The 2233-nt window shown below is 70.2% G+C and carries 3 protein-coding genes; 1 reads left to right on the top strand and 2 read right to left on the bottom strand.

Annotated elements, in window-relative coordinates; translation table 11 throughout:
* Window positions 1-165 precede the first annotated feature (165 nt).
* Window positions 166-669 (top strand): helix-turn-helix domain-containing protein, encoded by a 504-nt coding sequence (locus AC27KI_RS23075; protein WP_487116039.1) that lies wholly within the window; start codon window positions 166-168, stop codon window positions 667-669.
* Here AC27KI_RS23075 and AC27KI_RS23070 read toward each other — a convergent pair.
* A complete protein-coding gene (locus AC27KI_RS23070) occupies window positions 609-1205 on the bottom strand; it encodes an SCO family protein (protein ID WP_487116037.1) in 597 nt (198 codons plus the stop codon). The two genes, AC27KI_RS23075 and AC27KI_RS23070, sit on opposite strands and share 61 nt — an antisense overlap.
* Before the next feature lie 18 nt (window positions 1206-1223).
* The gene (cyoE, locus tag AC27KI_RS23065; protein WP_284408102.1) at window positions 1224-2135 is read right to left on the bottom strand and encodes a heme o synthase; all 912 of its coding nucleotides are present in this window, start codon (window positions 2133-2135) and stop codon (window positions 1224-1226) included.
* Window positions 2136-2233 lie beyond the last annotated feature (98 nt).

The following is a 2233-nucleotide window of genomic DNA, read 5'->3' as shown; positions in this document are numbered from 1 at the left end:
GCAGATCCTCAAGGTCGGTACGGTGCTGCTACACCGCCGGGGCGCCGAGGGCATCGACCGGCCCGTGGGCCTGGCGGGCTGCGGCCATGCCCTGGGCACGACGGCGCTGTTCGCGGCGCCCGCGGAGCTGTCGGGCACGGCCCTGGGCGAGGGCGGCTGTGCGAAGTGTCTGCAGAGGCCCTGCGCCCGCCCCACCACAGCGCTGCGGCGCCGGGTTGGCTGGAGGCGCTGTCGCGCGAGAACGCGCGGGCGCAGGCACAGCTTGCGGACTGGTCGGGGCTGCTGCGCATGCGCGGGGCCACGGCGCGCCTGGCAAGCGCCCTGCTGTTGCTGGCCGATCTGCAGCGCAGCACCCTGGTGCGGCTGCCCACGCAGGCGATGCTGGCCGCGCTGCTGGCCACCACGCGCGAGACGGTGGCCCGGGGGCTCGCGCACATCGCCCAGACGGGCGGTCTGGTCCGGCATGACCGCTGGCACTGCGCCATCGTGCGGCCCCGCCTCGCGGCCCTGGCCCGCGGCATGGCAGAACCGGTGTCGGGCCCGGTGGCCGGTGCTGCCTGGTGCGCAGCGGCGGTGGTGAAGCACGCCGATGCGGCCGGGCCGCCGCCTCAGCCCTCGTTCAGCAGGGCCCGCACATCGGCGGCCAGCGCCTGCGCACCGCTGCCGTAGCGGTTGTACACGCGCAGGCGGCCGGCGGGGTCGTACACGTAGCTGCCGGCCGAGTGGTCCATGGTGTAGCTGGTGGGCGTCTTGCCGTCGACCTTCTTGTAGTAGATCTTGAAGTCCTTGGCCACGGCGGCCAGTTGCTCGGGGCTGCCACGCAGCGCGAGGAAAGTGGGGTCGAAGTTGGCCATGTAGGCCTTGAGCACCTCGGGCGTGTCGCGCTCCGGGTCCACGGTGACGAAGATGCCCTGGAGCCGGTCGCCGTCGGCGCCCAGCGAGCGCTTGACCTCCGCCAGTTCCACCATGGACGTGGGGCACACATCGGGGCACTGGGTGTAGCCGAAGAACACCACCACGACCTTGCCCGCGAAGTCCTTGAGGTGGCGCGGCTGGCCGTTCTGGTCGGGCAGGGGCAGGTCCTTCGCATAGTCGGCGCCGGTGATGTCCACGCCCTTGAACTCCGGGCCCTTCTTGGAGCAAGCCGCCAACAGGCCACCAGCGCTGACCAGCAAAGCGCTGGCAGCGATTTTTTTTAAGAGCAATGCGTTTGTTCATGGCGATCACAGCACGTAGTGGTCCACCAGCAGCGCGGCGAACAGCAGGCTCAGGTGGATGAGGGAAAAGCGGAAGGTCTCGCGGGCGAGCGCATCCGAGTAGCGGCGCCACAGCCGAAAGCCATAGGCGCAAAAGCCCAGGCTGAGCACCACGGCGGCGGCCAGGTAGATCCAGGAACTCATGCCGTACACGAAGGGCATGAGGCAGCCCGCGAAGAGGATCAGCGTGTACAGGAACACCTGCAGTCGCGTGAACTCGTTGCCGTGCGTGACGGGCAGCATGGGCAGGCCCGACTTGCGGTAGTCCTCCACGCGGTACAGCGCCAGGGCCCAGAAATGCGGCGGCGTCCACAGGAAGATGATGAGGAACAGGATGAGCGCCTCGGGCGCCACGTCGCCCGTCATGGCCGACCAGCCCAGCACCGGCGGCATGGCGCCCGAGGCGCCGCCGATCACGATGTTCTGCGGCGTGAGCGGCTTGAGGATCACCGTGTACACCACCGCGTAGCCGACGAAGGTGGCGAAGGTGAGCCACATGGTGAGCGGGTTGACCCACCGGTAGAGCACCAATGAACCCGCCGCGCACAGCGCCGCCGAGAACAGCAGCGTCTGCGTGTTGGACAGCTCGCCCTTGGCGGTGGGCCGCCAGGCGGTGCGCTTCATCTTCGCGTCGATGCCCTGCTCCACGATGCAGTTGAATGCCGCGGCGGCACCCGCCACGAGCCAGATGCCCGCACAGGCCACGGCCATGTGCGCCCACTGCGCGCCGCTGGGCATGCCGGGCACGGCCAGCACCATGCCGATGAAGGCGCAGAAAACGATCAGCTGGACCACGCGCGGCTTGGTCAGCGCATAGAACTGCGCCGCGCGCGACGGCATGCTGGCGATCGGAGGGGAGGTGGCGGGAGCAGCGCTCATGCGGAGATTCTCGTTGCGCCCGTGGGCGCGGTTGTCGGTGCGCCGGCAGCGGCGGCCAGGGGGACGGGCGGCGCCCACGGCGCGGCTGGCGGCCAGGG

This window comes from Acidovorax sp. KPB24-03, assembly GCF_057546605.1.
This window is presented reverse-complemented; position numbering and strand designations above follow the sequence as displayed.